Annotated in this window: 17 protein-coding genes (1 of these 17 cut by a window edge); 1 reads left to right on the forward strand and 16 read right to left on the reverse strand. The window is 61.0% G+C overall.

Annotation, left to right across the window (positions count from 1 at the left end):
* The 16 genes from ACQK2G_RS11595 to ACQK2G_RS11670 form a co-directional block, all read right to left on the reverse strand.
* Positions 1 to 409: the 5' end (the start) of a threonine ammonia-lyase gene (locus ACQK2G_RS11595; RefSeq protein WP_425405185.1), read on the reverse strand. It extends 584 nt beyond the left edge of the window; 409 of the gene's 993 nt are visible here — the first part of the coding sequence; it begins with the start codon at positions 407 to 409; the stop codon falls past the left edge of the window.
* 38 nt (positions 410 to 447) lie between these two features.
* Complete coding sequence (locus ACQK2G_RS11600; protein WP_425405186.1) at positions 448 to 870, reverse strand: DUF1489 family protein; 423 nt, start codon at positions 868 to 870, stop codon at positions 448 to 450.
* A gap of 148 nt (positions 871 to 1,018) precedes the next feature.
* Positions 1,019 to 2,647 carry a vWA domain-containing protein gene (locus ACQK2G_RS11605; RefSeq protein ID WP_425405187.1) on the reverse strand — a complete coding sequence of 543 codons (1,629 nt, stop codon included), beginning with the start codon at positions 2,645 to 2,647 and terminating at the stop codon, positions 1,019 to 1,021.
* Positions 2,648 to 2,819: 172 nt separating this feature from the next.
* Complete coding sequence (locus tag ACQK2G_RS11610; RefSeq protein ID WP_425405188.1) at positions 2,820 to 3,728, reverse strand: hydroxymethylglutaryl-CoA lyase; 909 nt, start codon at positions 3,726 to 3,728, stop codon at positions 2,820 to 2,822.
* Positions 3,729 to 3,770: 42 nt separating this feature from the next.
* On the reverse strand, positions 3,771 to 5,783 hold the full coding sequence (locus ACQK2G_RS11615; RefSeq protein ID WP_425405189.1) for an acetyl/propionyl/methylcrotonyl-CoA carboxylase subunit alpha: 2,013 nt from the start codon (positions 5,781 to 5,783) through the stop codon (positions 3,771 to 3,773).
* A 4-nt stretch (positions 5,784 to 5,787) separates the two neighbouring features.
* Positions 5,788 to 6,609, reverse strand: a complete 822-nt coding sequence (locus ACQK2G_RS11620) for an enoyl-CoA hydratase/isomerase family protein (RefSeq protein WP_425405190.1) — start codon at positions 6,607 to 6,609, stop codon at positions 5,788 to 5,790.
* 44 nt (positions 6,610 to 6,653) lie between these two features.
* Positions 6,654 to 8,261 (reverse strand): carboxyl transferase domain-containing protein, encoded by a 1,608-nt coding sequence (locus ACQK2G_RS11625; protein ID WP_425405191.1) that lies wholly within the window; start codon positions 8,259 to 8,261, stop codon positions 6,654 to 6,656.
* A gap of 9 nt (positions 8,262 to 8,270) precedes the next feature.
* Complete coding sequence (locus tag ACQK2G_RS11630) at positions 8,271 to 8,876, reverse strand: 2-hydroxychromene-2-carboxylate isomerase (protein WP_425405192.1); 606 nt, start codon at positions 8,874 to 8,876, stop codon at positions 8,271 to 8,273.
* 28 nt (positions 8,877 to 8,904) lie between these two features.
* Positions 8,905 to 9,543 (reverse strand): carbonic anhydrase, encoded by a 639-nt coding sequence (locus ACQK2G_RS11635; protein WP_425405193.1) that lies wholly within the window; start codon positions 9,541 to 9,543, stop codon positions 8,905 to 8,907.
* Positions 9,544 to 9,594: 51 nt separating this feature from the next.
* Positions 9,595 to 10,728, reverse strand: a complete 1,134-nt coding sequence (locus ACQK2G_RS11640) for an acyl-CoA dehydrogenase family protein (protein WP_425405194.1) — start codon at positions 10,726 to 10,728, stop codon at positions 9,595 to 9,597.
* Between the two features lie 66 nt (positions 10,729 to 10,794).
* Complete coding sequence (locus ACQK2G_RS11645; RefSeq protein ID WP_425405195.1) at positions 10,795 to 11,469, reverse strand: SDR family oxidoreductase; 675 nt, start codon at positions 11,467 to 11,469, stop codon at positions 10,795 to 10,797.
* Between the two features lie 329 nt (positions 11,470 to 11,798).
* Positions 11,799 to 12,392 carry a DUF1989 domain-containing protein gene (locus ACQK2G_RS11650; RefSeq protein WP_425405196.1) on the reverse strand — a complete coding sequence of 198 codons (594 nt, stop codon included), beginning with the start codon at positions 12,390 to 12,392 and terminating at the stop codon, positions 11,799 to 11,801.
* 55 nt (positions 12,393 to 12,447) lie between these two features.
* Positions 12,448 to 12,741: a hypothetical protein gene (locus ACQK2G_RS11655; protein ID WP_425405197.1), complete on the reverse strand. Its 294-nt coding sequence runs from the start codon at positions 12,739 to 12,741 to the stop codon at positions 12,448 to 12,450.
* 22 nt (positions 12,742 to 12,763) lie between these two features.
* Positions 12,764 to 14,557, reverse strand: coding sequence for a signal peptide peptidase SppA (sppA, locus tag ACQK2G_RS11660; RefSeq protein ID WP_425405198.1), 1,794 nt, complete (start codon positions 14,555 to 14,557; stop codon positions 12,764 to 12,766).
* Positions 14,558 to 14,605: 48 nt separating this feature from the next.
* Complete coding sequence (locus tag ACQK2G_RS11665; RefSeq protein ID WP_425405199.1) at positions 14,606 to 15,997, reverse strand: tetratricopeptide repeat protein; 1,392 nt, start codon at positions 15,995 to 15,997, stop codon at positions 14,606 to 14,608.
* 64 nt (positions 15,998 to 16,061) lie between these two features.
* On the reverse strand, positions 16,062 to 16,634 hold the full coding sequence (locus tag ACQK2G_RS11670) for a peroxidase-related enzyme (RefSeq protein WP_425405200.1): 573 nt from the start codon (positions 16,632 to 16,634) through the stop codon (positions 16,062 to 16,064).
* A 442-nt stretch (positions 16,635 to 17,076) separates the two neighbouring features.
* On the opposite strand from ACQK2G_RS11670, the gene ACQK2G_RS11675 reads away from it, so the two are divergent.
* A complete protein-coding gene (locus tag ACQK2G_RS11675) occupies positions 17,077 to 18,660 on the forward strand; it encodes an ABC transporter substrate-binding protein (protein WP_425405201.1) in 1,584 nt (527 codons plus the stop codon).
* The last annotated feature ends 86 nt before the right edge of the window (positions 18,661 to 18,746 follow it).

Here is an 18,746-nt window from a genome sequence, read left to right on the forward strand (position 1 = left end):
CCTCCGCGAATGCCTTGTGCACATCCGGCACCAGGACGACCTCCGCCCCCATCGCGCGGCACCCCTCGATCCTGACGGGATCGGCGTAATCCATCATGACGACCTTGGCGTTCACACCGCCGCGCCTGGCTGCCCAGGCGGTTGCCAGGGCGTGGTTTCCGGCGCTGACCGCCGTAACACCCGCTTGCTTCTGCTCCGGTGTCAGCGCATCCACGTTGATAAGCGCGCCGCGAGCCTTGAAGGATCCCGCCTGCTGAAACAGTTCCAGCTTTGCCGTCACCCGAGCGCCGTCGGGCAGATAATCCGTCAGTTTGTCGGAGGCCAGCGCCACCACCGGCGTTTCGATGACCCGCCCGCTCACCTGCTCCAGAGCCGACTCGATTTCCTGTAAACTCGGTGCGTCCTGCATCTTCCGTCCCCCAAAAAAGAATGATCGATTGCGATCTGTTACCAGGCGCCGATGGCGCGCAGCTCGGCGGCAAGTTCGGCCGGCATGCCCTCGCCGTCATCTCTGGCGCCGAGATCAGGCGGCGCTTCCTCCGGCTTGAGATAGCGCCAGCCCTGAAATGGCCGGTGCGGCCATGGTTCCGTCAGCACCAGTTCCGGGTCGAGAACCAAGCGGCATTTCGGTTTGTCCTCGGGATCGTCGGCCGGCCATTCCTCAAAACCGATGATCCGCTGCCGGACCCGCATGACGCCCTTGATGATCCAGTAGAGAGAGCCGCCCTCGAGAACCTCGTCCTGGCGCTTTGGCCACATGCGCGTGACATGGCCGATCGATCCCAGTTGAGCGAGACGACCGTCCTGCCATTCCTTGAGGTCTTCCACCGTATCGGCGCCGACGCAGAGTTTTCGGATATGAAGCGGCATACAGGCTATCTGGACCATGCACGGGGGTGCGGCAAGCCCCCGGGAAAAGTTCAGGGCGCGTCGTCGAAAAATCTCGCCGGCGGCGGCCCTGGATTCAGAAAATGCGCCGGGCGGGTGATCGTCGATTCCCACCCGGCACCTGCATTCCCTACCCGTCCAACGCGGCCGCCGCCTTCACGAGTTGCATCAGTTCGGCCCGCGCCCCATCCGGATCCTCGCCCCGCGCCGTCTGCACGAGACGCAGAATTTCATCATAGGAGAAATTGGCCAGATCCCCTTCCCGCCGCAGTTTGCCGCCAAAGGCAGCCACGGCCGCCGCCAGGGAATCGTCGGGCGAGAGATCCACGGCCGGATGCAACATGTCGGGCGTCGCAATCGCGGTGACGACCGTCTGTTCCCCGTTCAATTTGCTCTTGAAGGCCAGCTTCACCAGCGCCCATTCCTGCCGCAGGGCGCTATCGGCCGTCGGCGCGGGTCCATTCCCCGGATAGCGAGGCTGCGGCAGGTATTTGGCCGCGGCTTCAACCGGCAGCACCTCATAGAGCGCCGTCACCGCGTGTCCCGCGCCGATTTCGCCTGCATCCTTCTGTTCGTCCAGAAAGTCCTGTGTCTCGAGCGCCCGGGTCTCGTACCCGATAAGGCGATAGGCCGCGATGCGATCCGGATTGAATTCAACCTGTACTTTTACATCCGCGGCCACCGTGTGGAGCAGACCGGCACCGCCTTCCTGGAAGAGCCGCCGCGCTTCCGCCCCGTCGTCGATATAGGCGGCCGTGCCGTTTCCGGCCTGGACCAAGATTTGGACCAGGGCGTCGTTAAAATTCCCTGCCCCGAGGCCGAGGACCGACAGGCCAATTCCTGTCCTACGTTTCTCCGCCACAAAATTTCGGAAACTCCGTGGATCGGTGATGCCGACATTGAAGTCGCCGTCGGTCATCAGCAACACCCGGTTTTCGCGATCTTCGCTGAGGTACTCCTCCGCCAAGCCATACGCGGTCTGCAGCGCGGCCGCCCCGGCTGTCCCGCCATCGGCACGCAGCGACGCGACCTTACGCAACAGCTTGGCGTGATCCGTGGTCGGTTTCTGCCGGATATCCACCTCGTTCGCATAGGTAACCAGGGCGACCCGATCATCCGGCCCAAGACCGTCAAACAGGATGGGCAGGCTGCGCTTGAGCAAGTCGAGGCGGTCCGGCCCCTTCATGGAACCGGATACATCCAGCAGCAAGACAAGGTTGAGCGGCTTGCGCGCCGCCGGCGGTGGGGTCCAGGCTTTTACGCCGATCCGCAACATCGCCCAGTCCTTCTTCCAAGGCGACGGGAAGACCGACAGGCTGGGCCGCAGCCCGCCTTCGGCTTGCTCCGGCACCGGATAGGAATAGTCGAAATAGTTCAGCATCTCCTCGATCCGCACCGCGTCGGCGGGCGGCATGGTGCTGCCGCGCAGGTAGCGACGCACAACGCTATACGCGGCGGTGTCCACCTCCAGAGAGAAGGTGGAGAACGGATCATCGTCGACAAATTGGATTTCGCTCCGTTCGAATTCCGGATGCCGGCCGATCACCGGCGGCGCGGGTTGAGGCGCCGCGGCCAATTTCGCCACCGACGGCGTATTGACGAAGTTCTTGGCCGCGCCCGGCACGACCCCGGCGGAAGTCTGATTGGACCCAGACGGCGTCGGTGCGGTCTCGCAGGCGGCGAGTCCTGTCATGGCGGCGATGAATACGAGCGGCGCCAGGTGTCGGGCTCGGCATCGGGGCAAGCGTGTCGAAGTCATGGTCTGCAATCTCCCAGAGTGGTGCGCGGTCGCGAGGCCGCCGGTCACGCGTGGGGAGATTTCGCCTGAATACGCGCCCTTTCCCCGCGCAAACCGACCGTCACACGGAAAAAGGGCAGGAATGGGGCCGGATTATGGCGGTTCTGGGGCCGATGCCGAGGGCGGACGGATCCTAGGCCGCTTCCTTGGCCATCAAGGCCCGGTGGACGCGGGAGACCGGCGGGCGGCCGATGACGTCGGAGATGAACCGTCCGGCCGCCATGACCTTTTTCAAGTCCACGCCCGTCTCGATACCGCATCCCTGCAGCATGTAGAGCACATCCTCGGTGGCGACATTGCCCGTTGCCCCCTTCGCATAGGGACAGCCGCCAAGCCCGGCGACGGAGGAATCCGCGACCGCCACGCCCATTTCGAGACAGGCGTAGAGATTGGCCAGCGCCTGTCCGTAGGTGTCGTGGAAATGAACACCGATCTCCTCGATCGGCACATGCGCAGTCACCGCCTCAATCATCCGGCGGGCCTCTTCCGGCGTGCCGGTTCCGATCGTGTCGCCCAGGGAGATCTCATAACAGCCCATCGCCTTCAATTCGCGCGCGACATCCGCCACAACCTTGGGGTCGATCCTCCCCTCATAGGGACAGCCGAGAACGCAGGAGATATAGCCGCGCACCCTGAGCCCCGCGGCAAGCGCCTGATCGGCCACCGGCCTGAAGGCGTCGAGGCTTTCGGCAATCGACTTGTTGATATTCTTTCTGGAGAAACTTTCCGAGGCGGCACCGAAGATCGCCACCTCTTGCGCCTTGGCCGCGATCGCGCCCTCCAAACCCTTCAGGTTCGGCGCAAGGACGGGATAGGAAATACCCGGCTTGCGTTTGATCCGGGCCATGACGTCGGCGGAATCGGCCATCTGGCGCACCCATTTGGGCGATACGAAGGCCCCGGATTCGATCACTTTCAAACCGGTCTCGGATAACCGGTCGATCAGTTCCACCTTCTGATCGGTGCTGACAGCGGCCTTCTCGTTTTGCAGGCCGTCCCGCGGGCCGACTTCAACGATCTTGACGAAATCCGGCAGAGCCATGTGACCTCTCCTACCCCAGCCAATGAATATGCTGGCCGATATCTACTCTTCGAACGCCACCAGCGCGACACCTTCGTCGACCTGGTCGCCTTCCTGGAAATGGACTTCCGCCAGGGTACCGTCGACCGGGGCCGCGATGGTGTGCTCCATCTTCATGGCCTCCAGGATCATCAGCGCCTTGCCGGCCTCGACCTTGTCGCCCTTCTTCACGAAGACGGCGGTGACCTTGCCCGGCATCGGAGCCGTCAGCTTCCCGCTGCCGCCATCGGTATCCCCGGCGCCCAACATTGGATCGTGCAACTGAATGCGGTGCGTCCGCCGTGGCAGGATGACGACACGTTCCTGTCCGACGCCAGCCACCGTGACTGTCTGCCGCGTCCCGTCGATGATCGCATGAAGGCGTCCCTCGGCATCCAGTTCCGCGTCTCCAGACACCGTCCCTGCCGGCGATGAAATTTCATAACCGCCCCCCGGCACATATTTGCAGACGGTCGGATAGTCCCGGTCACCTTGCCGGAATACAAGGTCCACATGACTGATATCGTTGAGGCGCCAGCCATGCAGAACCGACCAGGGCGAGTAAGGATCGCTGCCCGCGGCGGCACGGCGCGCGGTTTCCGCCTCGCGCGCCTTCAATTCGTTCAATGCGGCAAGCGCAATCACCGTCGCATCCGGCCCCTCTTCGCCGGGAATGAGGTCGTCCCGATTCCGACCGATCAGCCCGGTATCCACCTGGCCCGCCGCGAACCCCTCATCCCCGCAGAGGGCGATCAGGAAATCACGGTTGCTCGTCAGGCCTGCGACCTCGGTTTCTTCCAGCGCGCGGCGCAGGCGCTGTAGAGCGGCTCCGCGGTCCCTGTCCCAGGCAATGACCTTGGCGATCATCGGATCATAGTGGACGGATACCGTATCGCCTTCCACGACCCCGGAGTCGATGCGGACATGCTCGCCCGTCTCCGGCGTCCTGAAACGTGCCAGCCGACCGGTCGACGGCAGGAAGTCGTTGGCCGGATCTTCCGCATAGAGGCGCGCCTCGAATGCATGGCCGTCAATTCGGATCTGATCCTGCTGCAAGGGCAATGCGCCGCCGGCGGCGACGGACAATTGCCATTCGACAAGATCCTGGCCGGTCACCATCTCTGTCACCGGATGCTCGACCTGCAAGCGCGTGTTCATCTCCATGAAGAAGAACTCGCCGGGGGTCCCGTCCTCCCGCGACTCGACGATGAACTCCACGGTCCCGGCACCCACATAGCCGATCGCCTTGGCGGCTTCGGTCGCCGCCGCGCCCATCTTCGCGCGCAGATCTGCCGACATGAAGGGGGCCGGGCTTTCTTCGATCACCTTCTGATGACGGCGCTGCAGGGAGCAGTCGCGTTCGAAGAGATGCACGGCATTGCCTTGGGAATCCGCGAAGACCTGAATTTCGATATGGCGCGGCCGGGTCACGAAACGTTCCACCAGCACCTTGTCATCGCCGAAGGAGGCCGCCGCCTCGCGCCGGCAGGAAGCCAGCGCATCGGCGAACGTCGCCGGATCCTCGACCAGACGCATGCCCTTTCCCCCGCCACCGGCGGAAGCCTTGATCAGGACGGGATAGCCGATCCGGTCGGCTTCCTTTGCCAGGAAACCGGCATCCTGCTCATCACCGTGATAACCGGGAACCAGCGGCACATTGGCCTTTTCCATGATCGACTTCGCCCCGGACTTGGAGCCCATCGCGTCGATCGCGGAAGCCGGCGGACCGATGAATGCGATCCCGGCCTGCTCAAGCGCACGGGCGAAGCCGGCATTCTCGGACAGGAAACCATAGCCCGGATGCACCGCCTGGGCGCCGGTACGCCGACAGGCCTCCAGAATCTTGTCCGTCACCAGATAGGAATCGCGCGCGGCGGGCGGACCGATATGGACCGCCTCGTCCGCCATCAACACATGCTGGGCGGCGGCATCGGCATCGGAATAAACAGCGACGGTGCGAACCCCCAACTTTCTGGCCGTTCGGATTACACGGCAGGCGATTTCGCCCCGGTTCGCGATCAGGATCTTGTCGAACATATCCCTATCCTTTCGACGCACCGGATTTCAGCCAGGCGGCCGGACGTTTCTCCAGAAAGGCGGAAACGCCTTCCCGTCCCTCTGCAGAAGCCCGAACCCGCGCGATGCGGCGGGCCGTATCCTTGTGCACATCCCAGTTCCAGGGACGGTCCACGGCAAAGATCAGATCCTTTGACTCGGCGACCGAGTTTGGCCCATTGGCGCAGATCGTCTCAGCCAGTTCCTGCCCGCGGGCCGACAGCGCGGCATCATCCGCCACGACCTCATGAACCAGGCCCAGACGGCATGCCTCGTCGGCACCGAAACGTTCCGCCGTCAGGAAATAGCGCCTTGCGGCCCGTTGCCCGATCGCAGAAACCACATAGGGCGAGATCGCCGCCGGGATCAGGCCCAGTTTTACCTCGGACAACGAGAAGGAAGCCCGTTCCGCGGCAATGACGATATCGCAGGCCGCGGCCAAGCCGACCCCGCCGCCGAAAGCCGCGCCCTGAACCAGACCGATCACCGGTTTCGGGCAGGTGTTGATGGTGTGAATCATACCGGCCAGCGCTTCGGCATCCTTGATATTGGCGGCTTCGTCATTCTCCGCCATCCGCTTCATCCAGTTGAGGTCGGCGCCCGCGGAAAAACTCTTTCCTTCAGCGCGCAACACGACGGCACGGGTTTCGGGATCGTCACCGACCAGCATGAAGGCGCCGGTAAGTCCCTCGATCAATTCGTCGTCGAAGCAGTTGTGCTTGTCCGGGTTGGTCAGCACGATTTCCGTGACGGCCCCGTCGGCATAGTCCGCCTTCCTCACCCGGTATTTTCTCGATTGCTCACTCATGATTTTCGCTGTTCCAAATTTGGCGGCCACTTGGGCCTGCGACGTCACATGCGGAAAAGGCTGAACCGCGGATCCGGTATCGGCGCGTTGAGCGCCGCCGAAAGGGAAAGCCCCAGGACGCTCCGCGTTTCTTTCGGATCGATCACGCCGTCATCCCAGACCCGCGCAGAAGCGTAATACGGATGCCCCTGATGCTCGTATTGTCGGCGCACCGGATCCATGAAGGCTTCGCGCTCTTCTTCGGTCCAGGTTTCGCCCGAACGGGCCATACCGTCCTCACGAACCGTGGCGAGCACGTTCGCGGCCTGCTCTCCGCCCATTACCGATATTCTGGCATTGGGCCACATATACAGCATCCGGGGCGAGTAGGCCCGACCGCACATTCCGTAGTTCCCTGCCCCGAACGATCCGCCGATGATCACCGTGAACTTCGGTACTTGGGTCGTCGCGACGGCGGTCACCAATTTGGCCCCATCCTTTGCGATGCCGCCGGCTTCGTATTTCCGGCCGACCATGAACCCGGTGATGTTCTGGAGGAAGACCAGCGGGATCTTACGCTGCGAGCAAAGCTCGACAAAATGCGCGCCCTTCAACGCGGATTCCGAGAACAGGATCCCGTTATTCGCGACGATACCCACCGGATAGCCCCAGATATGGGCAAAGCCGCAGACAAGCGTGGTTCCATACAGATGCTTGAACTCGTCGAATTCGGATCCGTCGACGACCCGCGCGATCACCTCGCGAACGTCAAAGGGTTTGCGCGTGTCCGCCGGCACAACGCCATAGATCTCAGCCGGGTCATAAATCGGCGCGACAGGCGCCTTGAGTTTCAGTTGAGATGGCTTGGCGCGGTTCAGGTTGGCAAGGATCTGACGAACGATGGCAAGGGCATGATGATCGTTTTCGGCATAATGATCGGTGACGCCGGAGATCCGCGAATGGGTATCCGCCCCGCCCAGGTCCTCCGCCGAGACGACTTCGCCCGTCGCCGCCTTCACCAGCGGCGGCCCTCCCAGAAAGATCGTTCCCTGGTTTCGGACGATGATGCTTTCGTCGGACATGGCCGGAACATAGGCCCCACCCGCCGTGCAGGACCCCATCACCGCTGCGATTTGGGGAATGCCCTTCGCCGACATGTTCGCCTGGCTGTAGAAGATACGCCCGAAATGATCGCGGTCGGGAAAGACCTCGTCCTGGTTCGGCAGATTGGCCCCTCCGGAATCAACCAGATAGATGCAGGGCAGATGATTCTGCTCGGCGATTTCCAGTGCCCGGACATGCTTTTTTACCGTAATGGGGTAATAAGTGCCGCCCTTGACCGTCGCGTCGTTCACGACGATCAGGCATTCCTGCCCGGACACCCGGCCTATCCCGGTGATGACACCGCCGCCGGGAACGTCATCGTCATACATGTCGTAGGCGGCCAATTGGGAGAATTCCAGGAACGGCGCACCGGGATCCAGCAAGGTGCGGACGCGGTCCCGTGGCAGCAATTTGCCGCGCCCGACATGTCGTTCCCGAGCGCGTTCACCGCCCCCCAGCTTGACTGTCGCAACCTTGCGCTCGAGATCGGCGATCAACTCCGTCATCGCCGCGGCATTCGCCTTGGCTTCGTCGCCGCGCAGATTCACATTTGTCTTAAGGACTGCCACGATGCTTCCTCACCAGCCGCCGGTTTCAATCCAGCGTTCCAAATCGGCCATGTGATCAACGCCCCAGAACGGCTCGTCGCCATAGAAAAACATAGGCGTTCCGAACACGCCGCGTTCCAAGCCGCGCTCAACTTCCTCGCGCAGGCGATCCTTGATGGCCTGATCCTGCATGCCGGTCAGAACCGCAGCGCGGTCGATACCGACACTCGCCGCCAGATCCGCAACGGTCTCAGGGTCGGAATAGTCCTTGTCCTCGGCAAAGGCATGACGGAACACCGCATGCACCAGGGCCGGCAGTTTGTCAGGCGCGTTCCCTTCCGCCCAATAGACGGCGCGCGACGCGGGAACCGTCTTCAAGCTCATCACATCGGGAAGGATGAAGGGAATGCCATGCTTGCGGGCGGTACGTTCCATGTCCCGCTTGGAATAGTCACCCTTCAGCGGCGCATGAAGCAGCGGTTTGGATCCTACCGCCTTGAACGCGGCACCGATCAGAAACGGCCGCCACAGAATTTCGACGCCCTGGCGTTCCGCCGCCGCTTCGATCAGTTCCGACCCGATATAGGCGAAGGGGCTGGAGAAATCGAAATAGAACTCAATCGGCTGCTTACTCATCTTTCCTCCCAAGTGCCGCAGAACGGCGTTAAACCAATCTTACGAAATCCTCCGAATCCGGCGCATCCGTAAGCAAATGACCTTCGTCCAGATCAAACCACCATGCGTGCAGTTCGATCTGGCCTTTATCCACCTTCTCCTTCAGCCAGGGGAAGGTCAGAAGGTTCTGAACGGAATAACGCACGGCGGCCTGTTCGTGCCGGCACGGCGGGTCGGTCAGCGGGATATTGCCAACCGCCTGATCAGCCATGGAAACCCATGGCCCGATGAACTCCCGGTCCTGAACCTTGCCGTTTTCCATGGTCTTGAGCGCGCGGATTCCACCGCAATAGGCGTGTCCGAGAACGACCACATGCTCCACCTCAAGATCGCGGATCGCAAATTCCAAAGCGGCGCTGACCCCGTGGAAATCGGAATTGGGCTTGTAGGGCGGGACCAGCGCGGCAACCACCCTGACAACGAAAAGCTCGCCCGGAGACGCCGAGAACAGGATCGCCGGATCGACACGTGAATCCGAACAGGCGATCAACAGAACCTTGGGGCTTTGCCCTTCATGCGCCAATTTCGCGAACAGTTTGCCCGCCTGCTTTTCGTAGTTGATCGCGCGAAACCCTTTGAAACCCGCAATCAGCCCGTCAATCGGCGAACCGTCCACATCCGTTCCCATGATTACTCCACTTCCAATCCGATTGCCGATCCAACGAACCGTTGGCGATTTCTAAGCCGCGAGGGACCGCGCGATCACCAGTTTCTGAATGTCGCTTGTCCCTTCATAGATACGCGTCACCCGCACATCCCGATAGATCTGTTCAACCGGATAGTCGTTCAGGTAACCGACGCCACCCAGGGTCTGCAGCGCGTCGGAGACGACCTGCTCAGCCGTATCGGAAGCCAGCAACTTGGCCATGGACGCTTCCGTCAGACAGGGCTTTCCGGCATCGCGCAGGGCAGCTGCGTGCAGGACCATCTGCCGCGCCGCGGCCAGCTTCGTCGCCGCCTCGGCCAACCGGAATCCGACCGCCTGATGTTCGATGATCGGCTTGCCCATGCTGATCCTGTCCTTGGCATAGGCAATTGCGTGATCGAGCGCGGCCTGGGCCATGCCGACCGCCTGCGACCCGATACCGATCCGGCCGCCCTCCAGGTTCGACAGCGCGATCTTATAGCCCTGCCCTTCCTCACCCAGCATCAGATCGGGCGTCAGTTCCATGTCCTCGAAGATGATCTGACAGGTATCGGACGCATTCTGCCCCAACTTATTCTCGACACTCGCAACCGTGTAACCGGGCGTATCGGTCGGCGCGATGAAGGCGGAGATCCCCTTCTTGCCCGCATCGGGATCGGTGACCGCGAAGACGATCGCGACCTTGGCGTTGCTGCCGGATGTGATGAACTGCTTGGCCCCGTTCAGAACCCATTTGTTACCGCTCTTCTTCGCCCGTGTGCGGATTGCCGAAGCATCCGACCCGGCATGCGGTTCGGTCAAACAGAAGGCTCCGATGCTTTCGCCGCGCGCCATCGGCGGCACAAAGCGCTGCTTCTGTTCCTCCGTGCCGTAGCGCAGGATCGGCATATAGCCGACGGAGTTGTGGACACTCATGATCGTCGAGCATGCCCCGTCGCCCCAAGCGATCTGTTCCAGCGCGGCGGCGTAGGACACATAATCGGTTCCGGCGCCGTCATACTCGGCGGGAGCAAGCATGCCCATAAGGCCAAGTTCGCCCATCTTGGCCAAAGCCTCGGCCGGAAACTTGTGCTCCTTGTCCCAGGTCGGGGAATTCGGCTGCAACTCGTTGGCCGCGAAATCGCGCGCCATGTCCGTGATCATCTGCTGTTCTTCGGTAAGCAACATCCGGCTTCTCCCAAATCGCCCTATACCAGGGTCAATTCCGCTTCACACCGATTTCGTCCAACCCCGTCACCAGGGCCAGGTCTTGCCGTCGTAATTGAAGAACCCACCCGACTGCGCGTCGGTCAGGTTATCGACGACCTTTTTCATGCCGCCGGCGCTTGTCGCCGTATCGATATCGGCTGACGGGCCGCCCATATCCGTCCGGACCCAGCCCGGATGCAGCACGACGGTCTTCACACCGCGGTCGCGCAAATCATTCGCCAGAATGGCCGCCGCCATGTTCAAGGCGGTCTTGGACGACCGATAAGCATAGGCGCTCGAGGCCCCGCCGAGGTCGCCGATCGATCCCATCCGGCTGGACGTGAAAGCCATCGTCTTCTTCCCAGACCCGGCAACATTAGCGGCAAAGGCATGGGCGATGCGCAGCGGCGCGATGGTGTTTACCGCAAAGCTTTCCGACCAAAGGTCTGCGGCGGTTTCGGAGAGGTTCATCCCCTTGTCGAGATAGACGCCGGCATTGTTCCAAAGTACGTCGACCGGGGTATCGCCGAGCGTCTTTTTCAAAGCCTTGATGCTGACTTCGGACGTCACTTCCAACGGAAGCACCTGATCCGCACCGATATCGCCGACGGCGCCAGGATCCCGGCAGGCGGCAATCACCGACCATCCATCCTGTTTGTACTGGTTGAGCAATTCACGGCCGATTCCTCGGCTCGCGCCGGTCAACAGTAATGTAGGCATCATCGTCTCCCTGCTATTCGGTCCCCTGGCGACCAAACCCTGTTTCCGCCGGTCGACGACCGTTGCGTCAGGATCGGGCCGCGTAGGGCGGTTAAACCCGGCCGGTCCTCTTTTCGGGCCGCTCATCGGCTTGAGCCGTGGCCATCCGCGTCATGTTCACTATGCGCTGGAACCCGGCCCCGTCCAAAACGTTTCGCCATTTTCGCACCGCTGTAAACGGGCCGCAGCGATGCAACAAGGGATAGTTTACGTTTACGTAAAGGTCAATATCACTCCACCCATTCGACGACGCTGACTGTTTGCGCCGACGGACCCTACTCTTGCGTTACTCAGTCCAAAATTTCGAAATGCGCTTCAACCGGGTTTCCGGCATTGACGGGAATAATATCCTGCGGGCAGGCGGACATCGCGACGATGCAATCCATCTCGGCCCGCAACAGGACATGATCGCCGGGTTTGGACACCGGCGGTTCCCAACTGGTCGCGCCGCCATCCGCGACCGGGATGTTCATCCACATGTTCAGCGGGGACGGCGTTTCCGGGACCGACAATCCCAATTCCTTCATGCAGGCCGACAGGTTGTCGGTGCAATTCTCGTGATAGTCGGTGCAGCCAAGCAGTTGGTAGCGGTGGACGTCGCAGGCCGCCATCAGCGTATCGTGGATTCCGGGCGAGGTATCTTCTTCCAGCAACAAGATCGGACGGCGCTGGTTCGTATATAAATAGTCGCCCTGTTTCGGGAAAATGGTGCAGAGCATTGCGCGCAAATGCTCCATCGACATGAACTCACCAAGGTCCTCGGCGTTGAAAGCCCAGGTATCGATGACCTGATGACCGTGCGTGTTGATCATTTTCAGGGCTTGGCCCTTCTTCAATCGCGCTGCCTTCCCGCCGCGCGCCGGAATTTCAACAAGCTCGGCCATGCCTACCCCCTCATCAGTTCAGATCCTTCGTACAAGGAGGATATTGGGCCCTTACTCAGCCCAGCGCCAGTAAATGGCTAACAATTTCATCCCATTCTTGTTGCAAGGCACCGGAATGCGCGGTCCGGCCGGCGCGGCTATACCAGTATCCCGCGTTACCGAGATCGCCTTCCACACGGTGAAGGTAGGCATGCACCCAGGAACCATTCGAATCGGGTTCGTCCTGGGCGCAGGAATGGGCTTTTTCCCAATCTCCCTTCCGATCCCACCATAGGGCCTGCAGAGGCAGGGAAAGCCCGGGCGGCGGTGCCGTCCCGTCGATCGATCGGATAAAATCCTCCACCGTCATCTTTCCCCCCTTCCCCGCCAATCTATCTTGAGAGCCTGAAGACAGGCATATGCGCCGAGACCCCGTTTATCGGCATGGGCGGCAGGCCGTAGGCATTCAGGCCGCGAAATCCGAGCACGCCGATCAAATCCGGCACGGAGAACAGCGTGGAAACCTGAGCGAACGGGTCGCCGCCTTCGAGCATTTTCTCCAACCGCTCAAACGGCGTCGGTTCCTGCGGCAGGACCACGATTTCAGCTTCGACCGCGCGGTCAAACCCGGCCAGTTCCTTCGCCTGGGCGACCCCTTCCAGCAATCCGCCGAACCCGTCGATCAACCCCACCCTCAAAGCATCCTGACCGGTCCAGATCCGGCCGCGCGCGGCGGCATCGAGTGCCGTGGGCGACAGGTTTCTGGCGGCAGCCACCTTGCCCGTGAAATCGTCGTAGACGAAATCGACGCCGGCCCGAAACCGTTCCCGCTCGCTTTCGGAGAATTCCGAAATTCCGCTCCAGATCGCGGCGTTTTGGCCGACGCGAACGCGCTCCCACCGGATGCCCAATTTCTCCCAAAGGCCCGTGGTCGCGAATTTCCCGGAATAGACACCGATGGAACCGGTGATCGTGCCGGGCTGGGCCAGCACCTTGTCCGCCTGCATGGAGACGAAATAGCCGCCGCTCGCAGCGACGGAGCCCATGACGGCGACGACCGGCTTGCCGGCGGCGCGCAGGCGAGCAACCTCCCGCCAGACGGCGTCGGACGGGCCATAGGCCCCACCGGGACTGTCGACCCGGAAAACCACCGCATCGATACTGTCGTCCTCCAACGCGTCTGCCAGGGCATCGGCGACATCATAGGGGGCGAAACCACGGGCGCCGAACAAGGTGTTCTCCGCCGGCTGGTCTGGAAGAATCGCGCCCTCACCATAGACGAGGGCGATCCGCGGCGCCTCAACCGGCAGTTCCCGCTCTACGGCGGCCGCCATGTTGTACTGCGCCGGCGACAGGGACTCCGCGTCCTGCCCGACCTTCTCATCGAGGAAGGTTTCCACCTCGTCCCAATAGGCCAGCCTGTCGACCAGGCCGCGCGCCAGGGCTTCCTCGGCCAGATACGGCCCGCCATCGAACATCGCCTCGATGGTGCTGCCCGGACCAAGCCGCCCATCCTGCCGGTAAGCGTTGCGGAGCTGATCCGTCCAACTCGAAAGCATCGTGCGGAAGGATTCGCGGATCGCCGGCGTCATGCCGGTTTCGACGAAAGGATCGATCCCGCCCTTGTATTCATGACGTTGCTCGAATTGCGGTGACACGCCGACCTTTTCAAAGGCGCCCCGGAAGAAAGGCGTCTCCAAAGCCAGACCGGCCAGTCCGACACCGCCGGAGGGTTGGAGCCACAATTCCTCGAAAGCACCGGCCAGCAGGTAGTCGACAGTGCCGTTCCAAACCGACCCGAGATCTTCCGCATAGGCCAAGGTGAACTTGCCGGAGGCGCGAAAAGCCCGGATGGAATCGGCGAGCTCCTGCGCTTGGGCCATGCTGATCGGCACCCCGCCCATGACGGCGACCACGCCCTGAATGCGGTCATCCATGCGGGCCCTGTCCAGGGCGGCGACCATATCAATCATGGTGACGCCGACCGTTTTTCCGAAGAGCGTCTGAACCGGTTTCTCGACGATCGGCTGGTTGAGATCGAGCCAGAGGACCGTGCGTTCGGGCACAACCGCCTGACGCGGCGCTTGCGTCACCAGAACGACGATGCCGGCAATAACGGAAACGGTCGTCACAAAGCCGATACCGGCCAATAGCCAAATGAAAAAGCGGCCGATCGCCCGCATCATTATTCCTCTTCCTATAACCTTCGCCCGATGCCCCAGATATCGTGCCGATCAGGCCGCCATCAAGGCATCGGCCCGGGCCTGCGCCTGCGCGGCGGCCGCGGCATTGCTTTCCGAGGCCTCCAGATTGGCCAACCGCGACCAGTTCCAACGCGCATTCGGGCGGTTTTCAAGCCGTTCGGACAGGACATGACGCGCCTCGGCATGACGCCCGGCGGACAAAGCCGCCCGGACCAAAAGCCGGTCGAAGAAATCCCGCTGGGCATGACTGCCGCCGAGCAGACGGACCCTGTCCCGGACGGGATACAGTTTGTCGACCGCATCGCCGGGCTTGCCGGCATCGATTGCCAGGAAGGCGTCGGCAATTGCCAGGCCGACCTGCTTGGTGACCCGTGCCTGCGTTTCTTTCTTGTGGGTGTAGCGTTCCATTGAGGCCCGCATTTCCTCCGCCTGTTCGCGCTCTCCCGCATTCAACAATGCCGCCAGAAAATGGGCATCGGCGAAGGCCAGCTTGTGCTCCTCCGTCCGCTCGGCGGAGAGATCCGCCAGCAAGCGCCAGCGATCGCCCACATCGATGCCCTCTTCCTGCAAACGCCAGAGCAGCGCAACGCCGTTCGATATGTCCAGGTAATCACCGGCAACCTCTGTCCAGACCTTTGCGTCATATTGGGCAAGGCAGTCCTGATACCGGCCCATGTCGAGCATGAAGAGCGCCCTATGCCATTGGGCGTGGTGTTTGAAGTTGTGGATCTTGCCCCAATGCGGCTCCAACGCTGCCATGAAGCTCTCGCCCTCTGCCGAGCGGCATTGCATCTCAAGCACATGAGCCGTGGCATGCGCAGCCCAGATATCGGCGGGATTGATTTCCACCGCGCGCCGCCCGGCCGCCTCTGCGCGATCGTAGACGCCTGATTCCTCCAACGCGAACGCATAGGATCCGAGGATGAAGCCGTATCCCGGCACCTCTTCGTTCCAGGCGTACATCACACGCGCCAGGCTGTTCCGCATCGCCGGCCCGTCGCCGAGATAGAATTGGCAATATTGCACGAGCTTGGCCGCCATGACGTCCAGGGGATGGTCGAGCAGGATGCGTTCCCACAAAGCGATCGCCCCTTCCATATCGCCGCGGATCCAGGCCGCCAGGGCATCGATATGCAGATTTTCCTGCGGCGTCACGGATCCTTCGGACGCTATGCGACGCACATCCGCCAAGGCGCCGACCGCCATGGCCTCCATCTTCTCGGTGGCGAAGAACTTACCGAAATAGCCTTTCAGAACATGCGCCATCGGCATCGCAGGGTCGTGGCCGAACGTGTCTTTCAGGCGATCGCCGGTTTCAACGCTCATGCCCAGATAATTGAGAATAGTCTCCTGCAGCCCGGCCGCCGCCTCGCCGGAGGCAGCGGTCCAGTCGTTGCCCCATCCGTCCACATACGTCGTCATGAAATCCCCCTATTCGCGGCTCGCCGGGCATTCCCGAAAAAAAGCCGCTTATCGGTATCCCGCCCTAGCGGTCCATTCCGTGATAGTCCGCGTTCGGCATCATATCCACCCCATGCGCCATCCGGTTGGTGTAGTTGAAGAAGGATGCCGTTTCCGTGATGTCCCAAATCGCCGAGTCGTCAAATCCGGCTTCCCGCAAAGCCGTTCGGTCCGCCTCTCCGACCTCCGCCGGCTTTTCCGTCAGCTTCCACGCATAATCGAGCATCGCACGCTGTCGCGGTTCAAGCGGCGCCGTCCGGTAATTCAGTGCGATATGTTCGCCAAGTATCGGGTCGCCCGATAAAGCCCGTACCTGCTGTCCATGCGCTACGAGGCAATAGAAACATCGATTGCAAGCCGAGACCGTCACCGCGATCATTTCCCGTTCCAGCTTGGTCAACGGGCTATCGTCGCCGAGCATGATCTCGTTATAGCTATCAATGAAACGGCGCAGGCGGTTCGGTTTGAACGCATAGACTCGCAAAACGTTGGGCACGAGGCCAAGTTTCTCTTCGCAAATCCTGAAATACTTCCGCAGGTCTTCATCCAACGCTTCCGTTTCAGGTACCGGCAGAGCGGAGATTTTTCCTTCGCTCATTTTTCCTCCGTCAAGTGGTGGCGGGCGGACCCTCCCCCCGCGTTTTGCCACGACAGCATGCGTCAGCCGCAGCGCACTGTCATTCGCGGAAGGTGTTTTTACCTGTCCAATATCTGCTACGGGACGTCGCACCCAACGATGGATTTCTCCAATGACATTTCCGGTTCGATAGCATCGTTTCGGGCTTCAGAAATTTGTGCACCGCATCATAATCTTTAATTCCCTTTTTTGTGTTTTGATTTTTGCGAATATTTCTAGTCATCGAAATCAAGTACTATCGTAAGTATTTAAGACTAGGAAACCAAGTAATGGAAGGATTCTAAAGTGTAACATTTTTATTTTAGCGTTTTCTAATAATTGCGTTTTTTCCGAAACTAATTGACACCCCTAGATAATTCTCTGACGCTTTCCGCTTCGCTGTAACACAAGGGGTAGTGTCGTTATGAAAAGGTTCATCCAGGGTGCCATTCTGGCATCCTCAATCGTTGCAAGCAGCGTTACCGCACTTGCACAAACAGACGGCGGAACGTTGGTCTATTTGGCTCAACCTGAACCGCCCACCCTGGCTTCCTATGTTTCGACTTCCGGACCGATCGGACTTGTCGCACCGAAAATCTACGAAGGTCTCTTCGACTACGACAACGAAGGCAAGATGGTGCCGGTCCTGGCGAAGAGCGTCGACGTCAGTGCCGACGGCAAGACCGTCACCTTCACGCTGCAGGAAGGAGTAACCTGGCACGACGGCACGCCCTTCACCTCGGCAGATGTCAAATTCACCGTCATGGAAGTCCTGTCCAAGGTTCATCCGCGCGGCCCGAACTCGTTCCGTGAAGTTGAGAGCATCGACACGCCGGATGACGTAACCGCGGTGTTCAACCTGAAGAACCCGGCGCCCTACATGCTGCGCGCGCTGTCAGGGTATGAATCGCCCATCGTGCCGAAGCACCTTCTGGAAGGCACTGATATCAAGAGCGCCGATCTGGCCAACAACCCGGTAGGCACCGGCCCATTCAAATTCACCGAATGGAAAAAGGGCCAGTATATCCGGCTCGACAAGAACGAAGCCTACTGGAAAGAAGGTCTGCCGCATGTGGACCGTGTGGTTGCCCGGTTCGTCCCGGACGCCTCGACCCGGACCGCGGCCATGGAAAACGGCGAAGTCCTGTATACCGGCTATAACGGTATTCCGAACATCGACGCCGTGCGCCTTCGTGACCGTGATGACATCGACGTCACGACCGACGGTTATTCGATGATCAACCCGATGGCCCTGCTGGAATTCAACACCAAGGAAGGCCCGTTCACCGACCCGGCCGTCCGCCGTGCGATTTCCAACGCCATCGACCGTCAGTTCATGATCGATACGATCTTCTTCGGTTACGGAAAGCCGGCCACAAGCGCGCTGTCCAGCAGCTTCGCCGCAACCGGCCTGTATCAGCCAATGCCGAATTACCCGGCGAAAGGTGACGTAGAAGCCGCGAAAAAGATCCTGGATGATGCCGGCTACAAGCCGGATGGCGACGGCGTTCGCATGAAGGCGATCCTGGACGTCATTCCCTATGGCGAAGACTGGCGCCGTGCCGGGGAGTACCTGAAACAGGCCCTGGGCGATATCGGTATCGCGATCGAACTGCGCTACGAAGACGTTCCGACATGGTTGAAGCGTGTTTATCACAACTACGACTTCGTCATGAACCTGAACTACTTCTACCAGCTGCCCGACCCCGTGCTGGGCGTTCACCGCCACTACGGCACGGATCAGATCCGTCAGGGCACGCATTTCGTGAACTCCTCGCGCTACAGCAACCCGACGCTGGACGCGCTGCTGGATTCCGGTGCGAAAGAACCGGACGCGGCAAAGCGTGCGGCGACCTATAAGGAAATTCAGGAGATCCTGGCGGCAGACATGCCGGTCGTGAACCTGTTCGAGATGCAGTTCCTGACTGTCTACAACACCAAGCTGAAGGGTGTTTACGGTTCCGCCATGGGTCCGTACGGCTCCTTCGCCGAAGGTTGGCTCGAGTAGAACGCGTTTCGGTTCGGGGGGCGCCGCGTGATCGCGTGGCGCTCCCCGTATCCGTGCCCAATTTTCCCTGACGTTTCCAATAATGA

The sequence above is a fragment of the Hwanghaeella sp. genome (assembly GCF_965227365.1).
In the GTDB taxonomy this organism is placed as follows: domain Bacteria; phylum Pseudomonadota; class Alphaproteobacteria; order UBA8366; family Aestuariispiraceae; genus Hwanghaeella.